Raw genomic sequence first — 19,707 nt, 5'->3', positions numbered from 1 at the left:
ACAACATGGCACTGGTTGAGGTGAAAGTCCCCGACATCGGGGACTTCAAGGACGTGGCCGTCATCGAACTGCTCGTCAAGCCCGGGGACACCGTCAAGCCCGAGCAATCGCTCGTCACGGTGGAAAGCGACAAGGCATCGATGGAGATTCCTTCCACTGCCGGCGGCGTGGTGAAGGAGATGAAGATCAAGCTGGGGGACAAGGTTTCCCAAGGCAGCGTGCTGCTGACACTGGAGAGCGAAGGGGCGGCTGCGCCGGCTCCCGCGCCCGCAGCGAAAGCGCTGGCACCGGCACCGGCACCGCAAGCGGCGGCCCCTGCACCTGCTCCTGCCGCCACTGGTCGTATCGAGATCAAGGTGCCGGACATCGGCGACTTCAAGGATGTCGCGGTGATCGAAGTGCTCGTGAAGCCTGGCGACACGGTGAAGAACGAGCAGTCGCTGATCACCGTGGAAAGCGACAAGGCGTCGATGGAGATTCCTTCGTCCGCCGCGGGCGTTCTGAAGGAACTGAAGGTCAAGGTCGGCGACAAGGTGAACCAGGGGGATGTCATCGCGCTGCTCGAAGGCAGCGCGACGACCTCACCTGCGGTGGCAATGGGCCCCCCCCCACCCCAACCCTCCCCCGCCAGGGGGGAGGGCTCCGCGCCCGGATCAACGCATACGGAGCGCACGCTGCCCACCGCCGCATTGCCCCCTCACGAACCCACTGCGCCGACCGGCAGCCTGCCGCACGCCTCGCCGTCCGTGCGCAAGTTCGCGCGCGAACTCGGGGTGCCGCTGGAGGAAGTGAAGGGCACGGGACCCAAGGGCCGCATCACGCAGGAAGACGTCCAGAATTTCACCAAGGCCGTGATGAAGGGCGAGGTCACGCCCAAAGCCGCCGCGGGAAAGGGCGGCGCTGCCGGTGGCGAGGCGCTCGGCCTGCTGCCGTGGCCGAAGGTCGATTTCGCGAAGTTCGGGCCGATCGAGCGCCGCGACCTGCTGCGCATCAAGAAGATCTCGGGCGCGAACATCCATCGCAACTGGGTGATGATCCCGCACGTCACGAACCATGACGACGCCGACATCACCGACCTCGAGGCGTTCCGCGTCCAGTTGAACAAGGAGAACGAGAAGTCCGGCATCAAGATCACGATGCTCGGCTTCCTGATCAAGGCCTGCGTGGCGGCGCTGAAGAAGTTCCCCGATTTCAATTCGTCGCTCGACGGCGACCAGCTGGTCCTCAAGAACTACTGGAACATCGGCTTCGCGGCCGACACGCCCAACGGCCTCGTCGTCCCGGTGCTCAAGGACGCCGACAAGAAGGGCATCCTCGCCATCAGCCAGGAGATGGGCGAACTCGCGAAGAAGGCACGCGACGGCAAGCTCAGCCCGTCCGACATGCAGGGGGCGACCTTCACGATCTCATCCTTGGGCGGCATCGGCGGGACGTACTTCACGCCGATCATCAACGCGCCCGAGGTCGCGATCCTCGGCGTCTCCAAGAGCCAGATGCGGCCCGTGTGGGATGGCAAGCAGTTCGTGCCGCGACTCATCCTTCCGCTGTCGCTCGCGTGGGATCACCGCGTCATCGACGGCGCGGCCGCTGCGCGGTTCAACAGTTACCTGGGCGCTATATTGGCGGATTTCCGCCGCACGATGCTCTGAGGAACGCGCCGCGTTCCCACGCGCGGCGAACCGGAGACACAAGAAGAATGACAACCGTTGTGGTGGTGAGAAAAGCCGGGCAGATCGCGATCGCAGCCGACACGCTCGTCACTTTCGGCGACACGCGTCTGGCGAACCGCTTCGAGGACAACACCAAGATCTTCAAGGTCGACACGGATTGCGGCCCGACCTACCTGGGCATGGCCGGCACCGTCGCGCACTTCCCGGTGCTGCGCAAGGCGATCGGGTCGATGCCGCGCGAGATCCTCAAGCTCGGGAACAAGGACGACGTGTTCGACACGTTCACCAAGCTGCATCCGTACCTGAAGGACAACTTCTTCCTGCAGACGAAGGAAGAGGACAGCGACCCGTACGAGTCCAGCCAGTTCAGCGTCGTCATCGCCAACTGCACCGGCATCTACGGCCTGTACAGCTACCGCGAAGTGTTCGAGTTCAAGGAGTTCTGGGGCATCGGTTCCGGGCGCAGCTTTGCGCTCGGCGCGATGCACGCCGCCTACGGCAAGGCGAAGACGGCGCGCGAAGTGGCGGAAGCAGGGATTGCCGCCGGCTGCGAGTTCGACCGCAATTCGGCCGGCCCGGCCGATGTCTTCACGGTCAAGATGAGGGAAACCAACAAATGAGCCTGGTCGAAGCGAAGGTGCCGGACATCGGCGATTTCAAGGATGTCGCGGTCATCGAGTTGCTGGTCAAGCCGGGCGACACCGTGAAGGTGGACCAGTCGCTGGTCACGGTGGAAAGCGACAAGGCATCGATGGAGATTCCCTCGACCGTCGCCGGGGTCGTGAAGGACCTGAAGGTCAAGCTCGGGGACAAGGTGAGCGAGGGATCGGTCCTCGCGGTTCTCGAAAGCGCCGGGGCCGCGGCTTCCGCGCCTGCAGCGCCGGCTGCGGCAGCTGTCGCGCCGGCACCGAAAGCCGCGCCGGCTCCCGCGCCCGTCGTTTCCGCGCCGTCCGGCGAATACGACTGCGACGTGCTGGTCCTGGGCGCCGGCCCCGGCGGCTACTCCGCCGCCTTCCGTTCCGCCGACCTCGGCATGAAGACCGTCCTCGTCGAGCGCTACGCGACCCTGGGCGGCGTGTGCCTGAACGTCGGGTGCATCCCCTCGAAGGCGCTGCTGCACGTGGCGGCGGTGATGGACGAAGTGAGCCACTTCGAATCGCTCGGCGTTTCGTTCGGCAAGCCCCAGGTCGACCTCGACAAGCTGCGCGCGCACAAGAACAAGGTCGTGGGCAAGTTGACCGGCGGCCTGAGCGCGATGGCGAAGATGCGCAAGGTCACCACGGTGCGCGGCGTCGGCAAGTTCCTCGATCCGCATCGCATCGAAGTCGAGGAGACGAGCGGCGACGGCAAGGACACCACCGGCAAGAAGCAGGTGATCTCCTTCCGCAACTGCATCATTGCCGCCGGCTCGCAGTCGGTGCAACTGCCTTTCATGCCGAAGGACGAGCGCATCGTCGATTCCACCGGCGCGCTGGACCTCAAGAAGGTTCCCAAGCGCATGCTGATCCTCGGCGGCGGCATCATCGGCCTGGAAATGGGCACCGTGTATTCGACGCTTGGCGCGCGGCTCGATGTCGTCGAGATGCTCGACGGGCTCATGCAGGGCGCGGACCGCGACCTCGTGCGCGTGTGGCAGAAGATGAACACGCCGCGCTTCGACAACGTCATGCTCAAGACGAAGACCGTCGGCGCCGAAGCGACGAAGGACGGCATCCTCGTCAAGTTCGAGGGCGAACAGGCCCCGAAAGAGCCGCAGGTCTACGACCTCGTGCTGCAGGCCGTGGGCCGCAGCCCGAACGGCAGGAAGATCGGCGCCGAGAACGCCGGCGTGAACGTCACGGATCGCGGCTTCATCCCGGTGGACATCCAGATGCGCACGAACGTGCCGCACATCTTCGCGATCGGCGACATCGTCGGCCAGCCCATGCTGGCGCACAAGGCGGTGCACGAGGCGCATGTCGCGGCGGAAGCGGCATTCGGCGAGAAGTCCACGTTCGATGCCCGCGTGATCCCGAGCGTCGCCTTCACCGATCCCGAGATCGCGTGGGTGGGCCTGACCGAAGACCAGGCCAAGGCGCAGAACATCGCGATCAAGAAGGGCCACTTCCCGTGGACCGCTTCGGGCCGTGCCATCGCGAACGCGCGCGACGAAGGCTTCACCAAGCTGCTGTTCGACGCGCAGACGCACCGCATCCTCGGCGGCGGCATCGTCGGCACGCACGCGGGCGACATGATCGGCGAGATCGCGCTGGCGGTGGAGATGGGGGCCGACGAGGTCGACATCGGCAAGACGATCCATCCGCACCCGACGCTGGGCGAAAGCATCGGCATGGCCGCGGAGATCGCGCACGGCACGTGCACCGACGTGCCGCCGCAGCGGAAATAGCGCTTATTGCTGCTGCAGCTCTGCCGCGACGGGCTGCGACGTGACCACGCGCCGTGCACCGTCGAAGCGGCGAGCCCAATAGCTCTTCTGCATGTCCTCGACGCGCACCTGCGCGCCGGGCTTGGGCGAGTGGATGAACTTGCCGTCGCCGACATAGATGCCCACATGGCTGAACGCGCGCCTCATCGTGTTGAAGAACACGAGATCGCCGGGCTGCAGCTCCTGCTTGTCGATGGGCAGGGTCGCGGCCGCCTGGTCCTTGGCCAGGCGCGGCAGCACCAGGCCGATGGTGCGCTCGTACATGGAGCGGACGAACCCGCTACAGTCGAAACCCGTGTCAGCGTCGTTGCCGCCGCGGCGGTACGGCACCCCGAGAAAGCCCATGGCAGTCATCACGAGCTCAGACGTGCGGTCCGCGACCGAAACGCGCACCTGCTCGATGTGTCCGAGCAGGCCCTTGTCCGAGATCAAGCGGCTCATGTCGTCCTCGGGCGGCGCCGGGGGCGGCGCCGCACAGGCCGCCGTGCAGGCGACCAGGAGAGCGCAGCCGAGCCATTTGAACATGGGGCGGAGAATAGTCGGGCTCGAGCTTAGGAGTCAAGTGAAGTGTCGCTTGTAAGCCAATGATTCCACTAGTGAAGATCCAATCAGGCATGGGCTTCGTTGGGCTGCGGCTCGCCGTGTTCGCCTTGGGACTGGCAAGCGCCGCTTCCGTCGCTGCCCAGGCCTTGCACGCGCAACAGGTGGCGGCGGGCCTGAACCACCCCTGGGCCGTGGCCTTCTTGCCGGGCGGCAACTTCCTCGTGACCGAGCGCGTCGGGCGCATGCGTGTGATCGATGCCGGCGGCAAGGTCGGCGAGCCGATCGCAGGCGTGCCCGAGGTCGTCACGGGTGGACAGGCGGGCCTGTTCGATGTCGTCACCGATTCCGGATTCGCCGGCAACCGCACCATCTACTTCTGCTTTGCCGAGGCCGGCCAGGGCGGCAACGGCACGGCGCTGGCGAAGGCCAGGTTGTCCGAAGACGCGAAGCGGCTCGAAGACCTGAAGGTGATCTTTCGCCAGAAGCCGAAAGTCGCAAGCCAGTTGCACTTCGGCTGCCGCATCGTCGAGGCGCGCGACGGCAACCTGTTCCTCACGCTGGGCGAACGTTTCTGGCGGCGCAACCAGGCGCAGCAACTGGACAACCACCTCGGCAAGATCGTGCGCCTGACGAAAGATGGTGCACCCGCGCCCGGCAATCCGTTCGCCGGCAAGGCCGGCGCGTTGCCGGAGATCTGGTCGTATGGCCATCGCAACCCGCAGGGCCTGGCGCTGGCGCCGGACGGCACGCTGTGGGAAAACGAGCACGGCCCGCAAGGCGGCGACGAAGTCAACGTGCCGCAAGCGGGACGCAATTACGGCTGGCCCGTGATCACCTACGGCGAGGAATACGGCGGCGGGCCCGTCGGCGAAGGCCTGAAGCAGAAGGAAGGCATGGAGCAGCCGCTGCATCACTGGACGCCTTCGATCGCGCCCTCGGGCATGGCCTTCGTGACGAGCGACCGCTACGGCGCGGCGATGAAGGGCAACCTGTTCGTCGGCTCGCTGAAGTTCAACTACCTCAGCCGTCTGGAGATCGCCGAGGGCAAGGTGACGCGCGAGTCGCGCGCGCTCGACATGGGCGAGCGCGTGCGCGACGTGCGGCAGGGGCCGGACGGCTTCCTTTACCTGCTCACCGACGAGTCGAACGGCAAGCTGGTTCGCGTCGTTCCCTGAGGCTGGTGGGGAGCACAATCCGGCCATGCTGCTCGATGCCGACGATTGCCAGCTGGTGCTGGTCGACTACCAGGTGCGGCTGATGCCCGCCATTCACGAAGGCGGCGAGGTGCTGCGCAACGCGGTGCGCCTGGGGAAGATGGCGAGGATGTTCGAAGTGCCTGCCTGGGGCACTGAGCACAACCCCGATGGCCTGGGGCCGAACGTTCCCGAGGTGCGCGAGCTGTGCAGCAAGACCCTTCAGAAGATGTACTTCAGCGGCTGCGCCGAAAGCCTCCTCGATCTTCTGCGGCCGCCCGTGAAGCAGGGCGGCAATGCCCGCAGCCTGCCCAAGCACCTGCAGAAGCCGCAGTCCCAGGCAGCGCCCGGCCGCGGCAGTGTCGTGATCGCGGGCTGCGAGACCCATGTGTGCCTGATGCAGACCGCGCTCGACCTGCTGGACGAGGAGTTCGAGGTGTACGTGGTGACGGACGCCTGTGGTTCGCGTACCGAGCGCAATCGCGATGCCGCCTTCGACCGGCTGGCCGGTGCGGGCTGCGAGCTCGTGACAACCGAAATGGTGGCTTTCGAATGGCTGCGGACGGCCGAGCATCCGGCGTTCCAGGACGTGCTGCACCTGATCAAGTGATCGCATGCCGGGAGGAGACGACATGACGCGCTACGAGGACTTCCACCGGCGTTCGATCGAGCGCCCCGACGAGTTCTGGGCCGAGCAGGCGGGCCTCGTCGACTGGCACGTGCCGCCTCAACGCATCTGCGACGACAGCCGGCCGCCCTTCACGCGCTGGTTCGTGGGTGGGAAGACCAACCTCTGCCACAACGCGGTCGACCGGCACCTGAAGGACCGCGCCGACCAGACCGCGCTGATTTACGTCTCGACCGAAACGGACACCGAGCGCACCTACACCTTCCGTGAACTGCATGCGAATGTGCAGCGCGCGGCGGCGGCCTTGAAGGCGCTGGGCGTGGGCAAGGGCGACCGCGTGCTGATCTACATGCCGATGGTCGCCGAGGCCGCGTTCGCGATGCTGGCCTGCGCGCGCATCGGCGCGATCCACTCCGTGGTGTTCGGTGGGTTCGCGTCGGTGTCGCTGGCGTCACGCATCGAGGACGCCACGCCCAGAGTCATCGTCAGCGCCGACGGCGGCTCGCGCGCCGGCAAGGCGATGGCGTACAAGCCGCTGCTCGATGAAGCCATCCGCCTTTCGAAGCACAAGCCGCAAGCGGTGCTGCTCGTGGACCGTGGGCTCGCGCCGATGGAACGGGTGACCGGCCGCGACCACGACTGGGCCGACGCGATGAAGCGGGCGGAGGGCAAGAACGTGGAATGCGAGTGGCTGGATGCGACCGACACCAGCTACATCCTTTACACGAGCGGCACGACGGGACGGCCGAAAGGCGTGCAGCGCGATGTCGGCGGCTATGCGGTGGCGCTCGCGGCGAGCATGAAGCACATCTTCCTCGGCGAGCCGGGCGAGACCTATTTCTCCACCAGCGACATCGGCTGGGTGGTGGGCCACAGCTACATCATCTACGGGCCGCTGATCGCCGGGATGGCGACCATCATGTACGAAGGCCTGCCGATCCGGCCCGACGCGGGCATCTGGTGGAGCCTGGTCGAGAAGTACAAGGTGACGGGCATGTTCAGCGCGCCGACGGCCGTGCGCGTGCTGAAGAAGCAGGACCCTGCGTGGTTGAAGAAATGCGATCTTTCGAGCCTGAAGGCGCTGTTCCTCGCGGGCGAGCCGCTGGACGAGCCGACCGCGAAATGGATCGCCGACGGGCTCGGGCGGCCCGTCATCGACAACTACTGGCAGACCGAAAGCGGCTGGCCGATCCTCACCATCGCGAACGGCGTGGAGAAGCGGCCGAGCAAGTTCGGCAGCCCCGGCCTGGCGGTGTACGGCTACGACGTGAAGCTGGTGCACGAGCAGACTGGCGAGGAACTGCAGGGCCCCGACCAGAAAGGTGTGGTCGTGATCGAAGGGCCGACGCCGCCCGGCTTCATGCAGACCGTGTGGGGCGACGACCACCGCTACGTCGAGACCTACTGGAAGACCATCCCCGGCAAGCTCCTGTACAGCACCTTCGACTGGGGCATCCGCGACGAGGACGGCTACTACTACATCCTGGGCCGCACGGACGACGTCATCAACGTGGCCGGCCACCGGCTCGGCACTCGCGAGATCGAGGAAAGCATCTCCAGCCACCCCAACGTCGCCGAGGTGGCGGTGGTCGGCGTCGCGGACGCGCTCAAAGGCCAGGTCGCGATGGCTTTCGCCGTCCCGCGCGACGCCTCGGCCATTGTCGACATGGCCGGGCGAATGAAGCTGGAAGGGGAGATCATGAAGGTGGTCGACGGGCAACTGGGTGCCGTCGCCCGGCCTGCCCGCGTGCATTTCGTCAACCTGCTGCCCAAGACCCGCAGCGGGAAGCTCCTGCGCCGCGCCATCCAGGCCGTGGCCGAAGGGCGCGATCCGGGCGACCTCACGACCATCGAGGACCCGACGGCGCTCCAGCAGATCAAGGCACTCGTCGCCGCCAGGTAAGTAGTTCGCGCAAAGCACCCGTCAGGTTTCGGTGGCACAATCGCCCGGCAACCTCGGCCCTTCCTGCCACAGTCGCATCCGCCAACCGGTTCAGCCGTGACGCGGAAGGTTTTCCCAACCAGCTCGAGCTCCCTGCAGGGGAGCGGAAAGTAGCGAAACATGAGTGAGACGAGCTCCGTCTATACGGCGTTCCAAGGCAACTCCTATCTCTTCGGCGGCAATGCGCCCTATGTCGAGGAGATGTACGAAAACTACCTGGCCAACCCGACCAGTGTCCCCGACACCTGGCGCCAGTATTTCGACGCTCTCCAGCACGTCCCCGCTGTCGACGGCAGCAATGCGAAGGACGTGCCGCACATGCCGGTCATCAACGCGTTCGCGGAGCGCGCGAAGGCAGGCGGGACCCAGGTCGTCGTCGCCGCCGGGGCGGATCCGGAACTGGCCCGCAAGCGCACGGCCGTCCAGCAGCTGATCGCGGCCTACCGCAACGTCGGCTGCCGCTGGGCCGACCTGGACCCGCTCAAGCGCACCGAGCGCGAGAACATCCCGGAACTCGAAGCCTCGTTCTACGGCTTCTCCGATGCCGACCAGGAAGCGGTGTTCAACACCAGCAACACCTTCTTCGGCAAGGACAGCATGTCGCTGCGCGAGCTGATCAATGCCCTGCGCGAGACGTACTGCGGCACGATCGGCGCCGAGTACATGTACATCAGCGACCAGACGCGCAAGCGCTGGTGGCAGCAGAAGCTCGAAGCGATCCGCAGCAAACCGAACTTCACGGTCGAGAAGAAGAAGCACATCCTCGACCGTCTCACGGCCGCCGAGGGCCTCGAGCGATTCCTGCACACCAAGTACGTCGGCCAGAAGCGCTTCTCGCTGGAAGGCGGCGAGAGCTTCATCGCCTCGATGGACGAACTGATCCAGGACGCCGGCAAGCAGGGCGTGCAGGAGATCGTGATCGGCATGGCCCACCGTGGGCGCCTGAACGTGCTCGTGAACACGCTGGGCAAGATGCCGGCCGACCTGTTCGCCGAGTTCGAACACACGGCGAAGGAAGACCTGCCGGCCGGCGACGTCAAGTACCACCAGGGCTTCAGCTCGGACGTGACCACGCCCGGCGGCCCGGTCCACCTGTCGCTGGCCTTCAACCCCTCGCACCTCGAGATCGTGAACCCGGTGGTCGAAGGCTCGGTGCGCGCCCGCATGGACCGCCGTGCCGACCCCAAGGGCAAACAGGTGCTGCCCGTGCTGGTGCACGGCGACGCCGCCTTCGCCGGCCAGGGTGTCGTGATGGAGACGCTGGCCCTGGCCGAAACGCGCGGCTACTTCACCGGCGGCACGGTGCACATCGTGATCAACAACCAGATCGGTTTCACGACCTCGGACCCGCGCGACAGCCGCTCGACGCTGTACTGCACCGACGTCGTCAAGATGATCGAGGCACCGGTGCTGCACGTGAACGGTGACGATCCGGAAGCCGTGGTGCTGGCGACGCAGCTCGCTCTCGAGTACCGCATGGAGTTCGCGAAGGATGTCGTTGTCGACATCATCTGCTTCCGCAAGCTGGGCCACAACGAGCAGGACACGCCGGCGCTCACCCAGCCGCTGATGTACAAGAAGATCGCCCAGCACCCGGGCACGCGCAAGCTGTACGCCGACAAGCTCGCGGCGCAAGGCATGGGCGAGTCGCTGGGCGACGACATGGTCAAGGCCTACCGTGCCGCCATGGACGCGGGCAAGCACACGGTCGACCCGGTGCTGACCAACTTCAAGAGCAAGTACGCGGTGGACTGGAGCCCGTACCTGAACAAGAAGTGGACCGACAACGCCGACACGGCGATCCCGCTGGCCGAATGGAAGCGCCTCGCGGAGCGCATCACGACGGTCCCGGCGAACTTCACGGTGCACCCGCTGGTGAAGAAGGTGCTGGACGACCGCGCCGCCATGGGACGGGGCGAAATCAACGTGGACTGGGGCATGGGCGAGCACATGGCGTTCGCCTCGCTGGTGGCCAGCGGCTACCCCGTGCGCCTGTCGGGCGAGGACGTCGGTCGCGGCACGTTCACGCACCGCCATTCGGTGCTGCACGACCAGAACCGCGAGAAGTGGGACGTCGGCACGTACATCCCGCTGCAGAACGTCGCCGAGAACCAGGCGCCGTACACGGTCATCGATTCCATCCTGTCCGAAGAGGCGGTGCTCGGCTTCGAGTACGGCTACGCATCGAACGACCCGCACACGCTGGTGATCTGGGAGGCGCAGTTCGGCGATTTCGCCAACGGCGCACAGGTGGTGATCGACCAGTTCATCGCCTCGGGCGAGGTGAAGTGGGGCCGCGTCAACGGCATCACGCTGATGCTGCCGCACGGCTACGAAGGCCAGGGCCCGGAGCACAGCTCGGCGCGCCTGGAGCGCTTCATGCAGCTGTCGGCCGACACCAACATGCAGGTCGTGCAGCCGACGACGGCCAGCCAGATCTTCCATGTGCTGCGCCGCCAGATGGTCCGCTCGCTCAGGAAGCCCCTGGTCATCATGACGCCCAAGTCGCTGCTGCGCCACAAGGACGCGACCTCGCCGCTGTCCGAGTTCACCAAGGGTGGGTTCCAGACCGTCATTCCCGAGCACAAGGACCTCAAGGCCGACAAGGTCAAGCGCATCCTCGTGTGCTCGGGCAAGGTGTATTACGACCTCGCGAAGAAGCGCGACGAGAAGGGGGACGACAGCGTCGCGATCCTGCGCGTCGAGCAGCTCTATCCGTTCCCGCACAAGGTGTTCGCCGCCGAGCTGAAGAAGTACCCGAACGCGAACGAGGTCGTGTGGTGCCAGGACGAGCCGCAGAACCAGGGCGCCTGGTTCTTCATCCAGCACAACATCCACGAGAACCTGGCGGAGGGGCAGAAGCTCGGTTATGCGGGCCGTCCCGCATCGGCTTCGCCGGCCGTCGGCTATGCACACCTGCATCAGGACCAGCAGAAGGCCCTGGTGGATGCCGCGTTCGGCAAGCTCAAAGGCTTCGTGCTGACCAAGTGAACCAACAAGAATCCAGGAAAAACAAATGTCTCTCGTCGATGTGAAAGTGCCGCAGCTGTCGGAGTCTGTGGCGGAAGCAACGCTGCTCCAGTGGAAGAAGAAACCGGGCGAAGCGGTCGCCCAGGATGAAATCCTGATCGAGATCGAGACCGACAAGGTCGTGCTCGAAGTGCCCGCGCCGGCCGCCGGCGTGCTGGCCGAGATCGTGGCGGGCGACGGCGCGACCGTCACCGCCGACCAGCTGATCGCGAAGATCGACACCGAAGGCAAGGCCACGACGGCCGCGCCCGCGGCGAAACCTGCGGCGGCCGCACCCGTTGCCCCGCCTGCGCAAGCCGCCGCTCCCGCCGGTGCCGCCAAGGGCGACATCGCCATGCCGGCCGCCGCGAAAATGATGGCCGACAACCAGATGGCACCGGGTTCCGTGCCGGGCACCGGCCGCGACGGCCGCGTGACCAAGGGCGATGTGATCGGTGCGCTGGGCGGCGGCGCGAAGCCGGCAGTGGCGCCCGTTGCCGCGCCCACCGGCGCGCCGAAGGCGGCTCTGCCGCAAGTGTCCGCACCCGTGCCTGCGCCGGACCTGGGCAGCCGCCCCGAGCAGCGCGTGCCGATGACGCGCCTGCGTGCGCGCGTGGCCGAGCGCCTGTTGCAGTCGCAGGCCACCAACGCCATCCTCACGACGTTCAACGAAGTGAACATGGCGCCGGTGATGGAGATGCGCAAGAAGTTCCAGGAGAAGTTCGAGAAGGAGCACGGCGTCAAGCTCGGTTTCATGTCGTTCTTCGTGAAGGCCGCCGTGCACGCGCTCAAGAAGTACCCGGTGATCAACGCGAGCGTGGACGGCAACGACATCGTCTATCACGGCTACTTCGACATCGGCATCGCGGTGGGCTCGCCGCGCGGCCTGGTGGTGCCCATCCTGCGCAATGCCGACCAGATGTCCTTCGCCGACATCGAGAAGAAGATCGCCGAGTTCGGCGCGAAGGCCAGGGACGGCAAGCTGGGCATCGAGGAGATGACCGGCGGCACGTTCTCGATTTCCAACGGCGGCGTGTTCGGCTCGATGCTGTCCACGCCGATCATCAACCCGCCGCAGTCGGCGATCCTGGGCGTGCACGCGACCAAGGACCGCGCGGTGGTGGAGAACGGCCAGATCGTGATCCGTCCGATGAACTACCTGGCCATGAGCTACGACCACCGCATCATCGACGGTCGCGAAGCCGTGCTGGGTCTGGTGGCGATGAAGGAAGCGCTGGAAGACCCGGCGCGCCTGCTCTTCGACATCTGAGGAGCGGCACATGGCAAAGCAATTTGACGTCGTCGTCATCGGCGGCGGTCCCGGCGGCTACGTCGCCGCGATCCGCGCGGCGCAGCTCGGTTTCAGCACCGCCTGCATCGACGAGTGGAAGAACAAGGACGGCAAGCCGGCCCTGGGCGGCACCTGCACGAACGTGGGCTGCATCCCGTCCAAGGCGCTGCTGCAGTCGTCGGAGCACTTCGAGCATGCGGGCAGGCATTTCGCCGACCATGGCATCGAGGTGAAAGGCCTGGGGCTGGATCTCGCGAAGATGCTCGGCCGCAAGGACACCGTCGTGAAGCAGAACAACGACGGCATCCAGTTCCTCTTCAAGAAGAACAAGGTCACCTTCTTCCATGGTCGCGGCTCGTTCGTGAAGGCGGGCGAGGGCGGCTACGAGATCAAGGCGGGCGACGAGACCATCACCGCGAAGCACGTGATCGTCGCCACGGGCTCGAACCCGCGCGCGCTGCCGGGTGCACCGTTCGACGAGGACAAGATCCTCTCCAACGACGGCGCGCTGCGCATCCCGTCGGTGCCGAAGAAGCTGGGCCTGATCGGCTCGGGCGTGATCGGCCTGGAGATGGGCTCGGTGTGGCGCCGCCTCGGTGCCGAAGTCACCGTGCTCGAAGCGCTGCCGACGTTCCTCGGCGCCGTCGACGAACAGATCGCCAAGGAAGCGAAGAAGGCCTTCGACAAGCAGGGCCTGAAGATCGAGCTGGGCGTGAAGGTGGTCGAGGTCAAGCACAACGCGCAGGGCGTGGCGGTGTCCTACACGTCGGCAACCGGCGAATCGAAGATCCTCGAAGTGGACCGGCTGATCGTCTCAATCGGTCGCGTGCCGAACACGACGGGTCTGAGCCCCGAAGCCGTGGGCTTGAAGCTCGACGAGCGTGGCGCCATCCTCGTGGACGACGAGTGCCGCACGAACCTGCCGAACGTCTGGGCGATCGGCGACGTGGTGCGCGGCCCGATGCTCGCGCACAAGGCGGAGGAAGAAGGTGTGGCCGTGGCCGAGCGCATCGCCGGCCAGCAGGGGCACGTGAACTTCAACACCATCCCGTGGGTGATCTACACCAGCCCCGAGATCGCGTGGGTGGGACAGACCGAACAGCAGCTCAAGGCTGCGGGCGTGAAGTACCGCGCCGGCACGTTCCCGTTCATGGCGAACGGCCGCGCGCGCGCGCTGGGCGACACGACCGGCATGGTGAAGTTCCTCGCAGACGCTGCGACGGACGAGATCCTGGGCGTTCACATCGTCGGCCCGATGGCCAGCGAGCTGATTTCCGAAGCCGTCGTCGCGATGGAATTCCGCGCCTCGAGCGAGGACATCGCCCGGATCTGCCACGCGCACCCGTCGCTGTCGGAAGCCACGAAGGAAGCGGCGCTGGCGGTCGACAAGCGCACCTTGAACTTCTAAGCCGGTGCGAGAGCACGTGCCCTCGGTTCGTGAAGTCTACGAAGCCGAGCTGGCCGCGCGCGGCTACGCCAGCGACGCGGCGCAGCTGCGCGCGATCGATGCGCTGGACCGCTGCGCCCGCGAATGGGGCGAGTTCAAGGAGCAGCGCTCCAACGTCTTCAAGAAGCTGATCAACCGGCCCGAGATCCCGCGCGGGGTGTACATGTACGGCGGCGTGGGGCGGGGCAAGAGCTTTCTGATGGACTGCTTCTTCATCGCCGTGCCCATAGTGCGCAAGACGCGATTGCACTTCCACGAGTTCATGCGCGAGGTGCACCGGCAGCTGGCGGAACTGCAGGGCACCGTGAACCCGCTGGACGAACTGGGCGAGCGCATCGCCAAGCGCTACCGGCTGGTCTGCTTCGACGAATTCCACGTCGCCGACATCACCGACGCGATGATCCTGCATCGCCTGCTGGACGCGTTGTTCGACAACGGCGTGGGGTTCGTCACCACGTCGAATTTCAGGCCGGACGACTTGTACCCCAACGGCCTGCACCGGGACCGCATCCTGCCCGCCATCGCGCTCCTCAACGAGAAGCTCGAGGTGGTCAATGTGGACAACGGCGTCGACTACCGCGCGCGCACGATGGAGCACGTGAAGCTGTATCACACGCCGCTGGGGCCGCAAGCCGATGCCGAGATGAACGAGGCTTTCACGCGCCTGGCGGAATCGCACGACGAGGATCCGGTGCTGCACATCGAGGCCCGGGAGATCCGTGCGCGCCGCATGGCGGGCGGTGTCGTGTGGTTCGACTTCCAGACGCTGTGCGGCGGCCCGCGCTCGCAGAACGATTACCTGGAGATCGCGACGCAATTCCACACGGTGCTGCTGTCGGACGTGCCGCAGATGCCCCCGCGCATGGCGTCCGAAGCGCGGCGCTTCACCTGGCTGGTCGATGTGCTCTACGATCGTCGGGTGAAACTGATCATGTCGGCTGCCGTGCCGCCCGAGGCGTTGTATGCGGAAGGGCCGCTGGCCCATGAATTCCCGCGCACGGTCTCGCGCCTGAACGAAATGCAGTCGGCCGAGTTCCTGGCGCTGCCACACCGGATGGTGGATACGTCCCTCACATGAAACGCTTGCCGGCTCTACTTGCCCTGCTCGCGTGCATCGCGCACGCGCAGCAGCCACCCGATGACGCGACGGTGGAGGCCGAGCGCATGCGGCTGCGCGCCGAGCGCGAAAAGGCCGAGGCGGTCTACAAGGCCGAGGAAAAGGCCTGCTACGGAAAATTCGCCGTGAACGATTGCATCGCCAAGGCACGGTCCAAGCGCCGGGAGGTGGTGAGCGACTTGCGGCGTCAGGAGGTCGCGCTCAATGACGCCGAGCGCAAGCGCAAGGCGGCGGAGCGCCAGCGCTCGATCGAGGAGCGGAACAGCGCGCCGCGCTCGGCGGCGAGCCAGCCGTCCGAGGCGGACAGGCAACTGCGCGCGAACGAGCGTGCCGCGGCGCGGGCGGCGCAGGCCGCGAGCGCGCCTGCCAAGGCGGCCGAGCGCGAGCAGCACGTGAAGCAGCGGCAGGCCGAGATCAAGGCATCCGCGCAGCGCCGGGCCGATGATGCGGCGAAGGCCGCGAAGGAGCGCGAGAAGCGCGAGGCCGACGCGAAGGAGCGCGAGCAGAAGATGAATCAGCGCCAGGCCGACCGCAAGAAGGCGCCGGCGAGTTCGCTGGCGGACCCGCCCTGAGCGGAGCCCGCCCGCCTTAATCCTCGAGCGGCTCGAGCTTGACGATCGCGAGCGACATGTTGTCGCCGCCGCCGTGCCCGCGCGAGCGGGCCTTCTCGATCAGGAACTCGCTGGCTTCGCGCGGCGACAGCGACGAGAGCACGGAACCCAGCTCGTTCGGGCTGAAGTAGTGCCAGATGCCGTCGCTGCAGGCGATCAGCACGTCGCCGGGGCGAAGCTGCGGCACGAAATGGTGGTCGGCCGGCGGATCTTCCTCGGCGCCGAGGCACCCCATCAGAATGTTCGATTGCGGGTGCACGTTGGCTTCTTCCTCGGTCAGCTCGCCGCGGTCGACCAGGGTCTGCACGTAGGAATGGTCCATCGTTCGCTTGACCAGCTTGCCGCTGTGGAAGTGGTAGATCCGCGAGTCGCCGGCGTGGATCCAGTGGCAGTCGCCCCCCGGGTTGATGATGAAGGCCGCGATCGTGCTGTGCGGCTCCTGCTCGGAGGAGATCGCCGTGAGCTTGATGACGATGTGGGCCTCCTGCACCATCTGTTTGAGCACCGCGCCCGCATCGTCGTGGTCGGGCGAGTAGCGCTCGAACAGCTGCCTGGCCGTGAGCATCACCTGGTCCGACGCCTTGCGCCCGCCGCTGCGGCCGCCCATGCCGTCCGCGACGACGGCGAGCACGCAGCCCGGCACGCGCGGATGGGACACGATCGCGACCTGGTCCTGCTGGTACTCCCGGTCTCCCTTGTGGATTCCTGTCGAGGCGGTGAGGCGGTAACCCTTGGTGGCCATGCTGCTGCTGGTTGATGGCGCTCCCGGAAGGGAAAGCGCTCGTACAAGACAATCGAACGAAGTATTATGAGCTTAGCCGATGAGGCCCCACATTGGAATCGAACCTGCATTCGCCCGAGAGGCGGCTGATCGAGTTGCGCATGGAGCACGCCGACCTCGACGCGCTCATCGACCGGGCGAGCCTCGATTCGCCGGTCGACGAGCTGATGATGCGGCGGCTGAAGAAGCGCCGGCTTGCATTGCGCGACGAGATCGCCAAGCTCGAACTCGAACTGGACCCGAAGGAACCCGCCTGAAATGAGCCTGGACAACCCGGTGCGCGAAGCCTTCGCGCCGGGCGGGGTGCTTTCGCGCGCCGCCGAGCATTTCCGCCCCCGTGCCGGCCAGACCGAGATGGCGCTCGCGGTCGCGCGGGCGATCGACAGCGGCGGTGCGCTGGTGGTCGAGGCGGGGACGGGCGTGGGAAAGACTTTCTCGTACCTCGTGCCGGCGTTGCTTTCCGGCGAACGGGTGCTGCTCTCCACGGCCACCAAGACCCTGCAGGACCAGTTGTATGGCCGCGACCTGCCGCGGCTGGTCGAAGCGCTGGGCCTGCCGGTCCGTACTGCGCTGCTCAAGGGTCGCGCCAGCTACCTGTGCCTGCACCGCATGGAAATCGCGCGCCGGGATGGCAGCACCGTGGACCGTGCGGCCATGCGTTCGCTCGCGAAGATCGAGGAGTGGGCCAGGTTCACGCGCACGGGCGACCTTGCGGAGCTGCCGGGCCTGGACGAACGCTCGCCACTGATTCCCCTGGTCACGTCCACGCGCGAGAACTGCCTGGGCGCGCAATGCCCCAAATTCCGCCAGTGCCACGTGAACCAGGCCCGCAAGGAGGCGCTGGCGGCCGACGTCGTCGTCATCAACCACCACTTGTTCTTCGCTGACCTGGCGGTGCGCGAATCGGGCATGGCCGAACTGCTGCCGACGGTGCGAGTGGCCATCTTCGACGAGGCGCACCAGTTGAACGAGACGGGCGTGCAGTTCCTGGGCGCCCAGCTCACGACGGGGCAGCTGCTCGATTTCGCCCGCGACATCCTCGCGGCGGGCCTGCAGTTCGCACGCGGACTCGTGGATTGGCAAGCCGTGGTCTCGGGTCTGGAGCGCGCCGCGCGCGATTTGAGGCTGACGGTGGGCCGCACGGCGCCGGGCGCGCGGCTTCGCTGGGTCGGTGAGGCGCCGGAGGGCGTTCGCCCCGCCGCCTGGGCCGAGTCGCTATTGCAGGTGCGCGACGCGCTGGCGCAGGCGTTCGAGTCGCTGTCCACCGTCTCGGAGATCGCTCCCGATTTCGAGCGCCTGATCGAGCGCGCCGGGGAGCTGTCGCGACGCATCGAGCGGTTCACGGCGCCCTGCGACGCGGATGCCGTGCGCTGGGTGGACGCCGGCACGCAGCTGCGGCTGGTGCAATCGCCGCTGGACATCGCGCAGGCGGTGCGCGACAAGTTGCTGCGTGAAGGCCAGGCGGATGCGTCCACGCGCACCTGGGTGTTCACGTCGGCGACGCTGGGCGACGACGAGCGCCTCACGTGGTTCACCGAACCCTGCGGCCTCTCGCAAGCCGAGGTGCTGCGCGTGGGCAGCCCGTTCGACTATGCCGCGCAGGCTGCGCTGTACGTGCCGCGCGAGCTGCCCCGGCCCAACGATCCGGCGCACAGCGCCGCGGTCGCGAAGCTCGCGGCGGAAGGCGCCCTGCGCCTGGGCGGCCGCACCATGGTGCTGACCACCACGTTGCGTGCGCTGCGCGCGATCGGGGACGAGCTGCAGGCGCGCTTCGGGCCGTCGGGCGAACTGGAAATCCTCGTGCAGGGGCAGTGGCCCAAGCGCCGCCTGATCGAGCGCTTTCGCGAAGGCAACGCGCAGGGTCGGCCCGGCTGCGTGCTGGTCGCCTCCGCCTCCTTCTGGGAAGGTGTCGACGTGCCCGGCGAGGCGCTGCAACTCGTCGTGATCGACAAGCTGCCGTTCCCGCCGCCCAACGATCCGCTGGTCGAAGCGCGCTCCCAACGGCTCGAGGCCCAGGGCCGCAACGCGTTCAACGAATACTTCGTGGCCGAAGCCGCGGTGGCGCTCAAGCAGGGCGCAGGGCGCCTGATCCGGCGCGAGTCCGACCAGGGCGTGCTCGCGGTGTGCGATACCCGGCTGGCGACGATGGGCTACGGGCGGAGGCTGCTTGCGGCGCTACCGCCGATGCGAAAACTGGATTCGCGCGAGGACTGGCTGGAGGCGCTGGAGGCGCTGGAGGCGCTCACCAGAACTTCCACCACGGCTCCTGCGCGCCCTTGAAGCCACGCGTGAGGTACTCGCTCTGGGGATAGGTCTTCTCCAGGATCCGGCGGGAGTCGGCCGCGAGCTGCGGCATGCCCAGCTGCTCGTAGGAACGCATGAGGATGAACAGGGCCTCCTCGACCGCGGGCACTTCCTGGTAATCGGTGACCGCGCTCTGCGCGCGGTTGATTGCCGCCACATAGGCGCCCCGGTTGTAGTAGTAGCGCGCCACGTGCACCTCGTAGGCGGCCAGCGAATTCACGATGTAGCGCATGCGCAGGCGCGCATCGGCCGAGTATTTGGAATCCGGGAACCGGGTGACCAGTTCCTTGAAGGATTCGAACGACTCCTTGGCGGCCTTCTGGTCGCGCTCGGACAGGTCCTGGCGCGTGATGAACGAGAGCGGCCCCAGGTTGTCGTTGAAGTTCACGAGGCCCTTCAGGTACAGCGCGTAATCGAGCGCCGGGCTGGCAGGGTGCTGCTTGACGAAGCGGTCGAGGGTGACCAGTGCCGCGGCCTGCTCGCCCGTCTTGTATTGCGCGTAGGCCTTCTCCAGCTGCGCCTGCTGGGCCAGCGGCGTGCCGGCCGCCCGGCCTTCGAGCTTCTCCAGCAGCGGGATCGCCCGCTCGTAGCTGCCCGAGGAGATCTCTTCGCGGGCATCGGCGTAGATCTTGTTCGGGCTGGCGTTCGCGTCCTTGTCCTCGCTCGAGAACAGCGAAGAGCAGCCCGCGAGGGCCAGTGCGAGCACGAGCAGGGGGACCGCCGATAATTTGGCACGGGACATTCGC

General features: G+C 66.7%; 16 protein-coding genes. 13 read left to right on the top strand and 3 right to left on the bottom strand.

Annotation, left to right across the window (positions count from 1 at the left end; translation table 11 throughout):
• Positions 1-5 precede the first annotated feature (5 nt).
• From aceF to lpdA (AC3EF3_RS10380), 3 genes are read left to right on the top strand one after another with little or no spacing between them, the layout of a single operon-like run.
• Positions 6-1,649, top strand: a complete 1,644-nt coding sequence (gene aceF / locus AC3EF3_RS10390) for a dihydrolipoyllysine-residue acetyltransferase (RefSeq protein ID WP_488532080.1) — start codon at positions 6-8, stop codon at positions 1,647-1,649.
• Between the two features lie 47 nt (positions 1,650-1,696).
• Complete coding sequence (locus AC3EF3_RS10385; RefSeq protein ID WP_488532079.1) at positions 1,697-2,290, top strand: MFS transporter; 594 nt, start codon at positions 1,697-1,699, stop codon at positions 2,288-2,290.
• The gene (lpdA, locus tag AC3EF3_RS10380; protein WP_488532078.1) at positions 2,287-4,056 is read left to right on the top strand and encodes a dihydrolipoyl dehydrogenase; all 1,770 of its coding nucleotides are present in this window, start codon (positions 2,287-2,289) and stop codon (positions 4,054-4,056) included. Before AC3EF3_RS10385 ends, lpdA (AC3EF3_RS10380) begins: the two co-directional genes overlap by 4 nt.
• Before the next feature lie 3 nt (positions 4,057-4,059).
• Here the strand turns inward: lpdA (AC3EF3_RS10380) and AC3EF3_RS10375 are convergent, their stop codons facing one another.
• Positions 4,060-4,620 carry a C40 family peptidase gene (locus tag AC3EF3_RS10375; RefSeq protein ID WP_488532077.1) on the bottom strand — a complete coding sequence of 187 codons (561 nt, stop codon included), beginning with the start codon at positions 4,618-4,620 and terminating at the stop codon, positions 4,060-4,062.
• Between the two features lie 89 nt (positions 4,621-4,709).
• Here AC3EF3_RS10375 and AC3EF3_RS10370 point away from each other — a divergent pair, with 89 nt between their 5' ends.
• From AC3EF3_RS10370 to AC3EF3_RS10335, 8 genes are all read left to right on the top strand, one after another.
• Positions 4,710-5,813: a PQQ-dependent sugar dehydrogenase gene (locus tag AC3EF3_RS10370; protein ID WP_488532076.1), complete on the top strand. Its 1,104-nt coding sequence runs from the start codon at positions 4,710-4,712 to the stop codon at positions 5,811-5,813.
• A gap of 25 nt (positions 5,814-5,838) precedes the next feature.
• Positions 5,839-6,441, top strand: a complete 603-nt coding sequence (locus AC3EF3_RS10365; protein WP_488532075.1) for an isochorismatase family protein — start codon at positions 5,839-5,841, stop codon at positions 6,439-6,441.
• Between the two features lie 22 nt (positions 6,442-6,463).
• On the top strand, positions 6,464-8,362 hold the full coding sequence (locus AC3EF3_RS10360) for a propionate--CoA ligase (protein ID WP_488532074.1): 1,899 nt from the start codon (positions 6,464-6,466) through the stop codon (positions 8,360-8,362).
• A 159-nt stretch (positions 8,363-8,521) separates the two neighbouring features.
• Entirely contained in the window at positions 8,522-11,392 is a 2,871-nt protein-coding gene (locus tag AC3EF3_RS10355; protein WP_488532073.1) for a 2-oxoglutarate dehydrogenase E1 component, read from the top strand.
• A gap of 25 nt (positions 11,393-11,417) precedes the next feature.
• A complete protein-coding gene (gene odhB, locus AC3EF3_RS10350) occupies positions 11,418-12,680 on the top strand; it encodes a 2-oxoglutarate dehydrogenase complex dihydrolipoyllysine-residue succinyltransferase (RefSeq protein WP_488532072.1) in 1,263 nt (420 codons plus the stop codon).
• Positions 12,681-12,690: 10 nt separating this feature from the next.
• The gene (gene lpdA, locus AC3EF3_RS10345; RefSeq protein WP_488532071.1) at positions 12,691-14,109 is read left to right on the top strand and encodes a dihydrolipoyl dehydrogenase; all 1,419 of its coding nucleotides are present in this window, start codon (positions 12,691-12,693) and stop codon (positions 14,107-14,109) included.
• A 16-nt stretch (positions 14,110-14,125) separates the two neighbouring features.
• A complete protein-coding gene (gene zapE / locus AC3EF3_RS10340; RefSeq protein ID WP_488532070.1) occupies positions 14,126-15,226 on the top strand; it encodes a cell division protein ZapE in 1,101 nt (366 codons plus the stop codon).
• Positions 15,223-15,837, top strand: coding sequence for a hypothetical protein (locus AC3EF3_RS10335; RefSeq protein ID WP_488532069.1), 615 nt, complete (start codon positions 15,223-15,225; stop codon positions 15,835-15,837). Before zapE ends, AC3EF3_RS10335 begins: the two co-directional genes overlap by 4 nt.
• Before the next feature lie 16 nt (positions 15,838-15,853).
• On the opposite strand, the gene AC3EF3_RS10330 is transcribed toward AC3EF3_RS10335, so the two are convergent.
• Positions 15,854-16,618 (bottom strand): PP2C family protein-serine/threonine phosphatase, encoded by a 765-nt coding sequence (locus tag AC3EF3_RS10330; RefSeq protein ID WP_488532068.1) that lies wholly within the window; start codon positions 16,616-16,618, stop codon positions 15,854-15,856.
• A gap of 92 nt (positions 16,619-16,710) precedes the next feature.
• On the opposite strand from AC3EF3_RS10330, the gene AC3EF3_RS10325 reads away from it, so the two are divergent.
• Both AC3EF3_RS10325 and yoaA read left to right on the top strand, forming a co-directional pair.
• Positions 16,711-16,914: a YdcH family protein gene (locus AC3EF3_RS10325; RefSeq protein ID WP_488532067.1), complete on the top strand. Its 204-nt coding sequence runs from the start codon at positions 16,711-16,713 to the stop codon at positions 16,912-16,914.
• A 1-nt stretch (position 16,915) separates the two neighbouring features.
• Complete coding sequence (gene yoaA / locus AC3EF3_RS10320) at positions 16,916-18,937, top strand: DNA repair helicase YoaA (RefSeq protein ID WP_488532066.1); 2,022 nt, start codon at positions 16,916-16,918, stop codon at positions 18,935-18,937.
• On the opposite strand, the gene AC3EF3_RS10315 is transcribed toward yoaA, so the two are convergent.
• A complete protein-coding gene (locus AC3EF3_RS10315; protein ID WP_488532065.1) occupies positions 18,900-19,703 on the bottom strand; it encodes an outer membrane protein assembly factor BamD in 804 nt (267 codons plus the stop codon). The genes yoaA and AC3EF3_RS10315 overlap by 38 nt on opposite strands.
• Between the last annotated feature and the right edge of the window lie 4 nt (positions 19,704-19,707).

The organism is Ramlibacter sp. GS1-15 (genome assembly GCF_057785015.1).
The sequence above is the reverse complement of the archived record's forward strand: the minus strand, read 5'-3'. Positions and strand labels throughout refer to the sequence as shown.